This window comes from Prolinoborus fasciculus (genome assembly GCF_056724605.1).
Genome location: NZ_JBWZQN010000142.1, coordinates 1 through 920 on the forward strand (window position 1 = coordinate 1; position 920 = coordinate 920).

The window sequence follows — 920 nt, forward strand, 5'->3', positions numbered from 1 at the left end:
CTTTTTGTTGAACCAATCTACCCAATTTAATGTCGCAAGTTGTACATCTGCTAAACCTTGCCAATCTGCTTTTAAATATTCAATCACCTCTGTTTTGTATAAGCCATTCACCGTTTCAGCCAAAGCATTATCGTATGAATCACCCGTTGTACCGACTGATGCTCGTAAATTTGCTGCTTCTAAACGATTGGTATAGCGAATAGAAAGATATTGAACACCTCTATCTGAATGATGAATTACATTCTTTGGCATGCCTCGATCGTGCAATGCTTGCTCCAATGCATCGAGCACCATATCTGTATTCATCCGTGTAGATACTTTCCATCCAACAATTGCTCGTGAGAACACATCAATAATAAATGCGGTGTAGACCCAGCCAGAATTGGTTTGAATATACGTAAAGTCACTGACCCATAATTGGTCAGGTCGATCAGCACTAAAATTCCGTTTCACTAAATCATCTGCTCGTTTTTGATCATCTCGGCTGCGGGTAGTTTGTTTGTTCTTACCACGCCAAACACCTTGTATATCTAGCTTTTGCATCAATCGAGCAACTGTACAACGTGCAATAACATAGCCTTCACGTTTCAATTTTTGCCAAACTTTACGTACACCATATCGACCTAAACTTTCTTTCCAAATACGTTTGATTTGCTCTGCATGATGTAAATCATGCAGAGCACGTTTCGCTCGATGTTCTGGGTTATCAACGAGATCTAAAGCCCGATAATAGGTCGAAGCTGCTATCGGTAAAATTCTACAAATCGCTTCAACACCATATCGATCTTTATTGTTATGGATAAAATCCACCATTATTTGTGTGGGCGGTCGAGCTCCGCCTGGGCGAAAAAAGCGGCTGCTTTACGTAGAATCTCATTGGCGCGTTGCAGTTCTTTATTTTCGCGTTCGAGTTGTTTGAT

Annotated in this window: 1 pseudogene and 1 other annotated feature; the pseudogene reads right to left on the bottom strand. The window is 40.8% G+C overall.

Annotation, left to right across the window (positions count from 1 at the left end):
• Positions 1-920 (bottom strand): annotated as a pseudogene (locus AC1P5O_RS16610) (IS3 family transposase); the annotation flags it as partial.
• Positions 739-855, bottom strand: a sequence feature (AL1L pseudoknot). It overlaps the preceding pseudogene by 117 nt.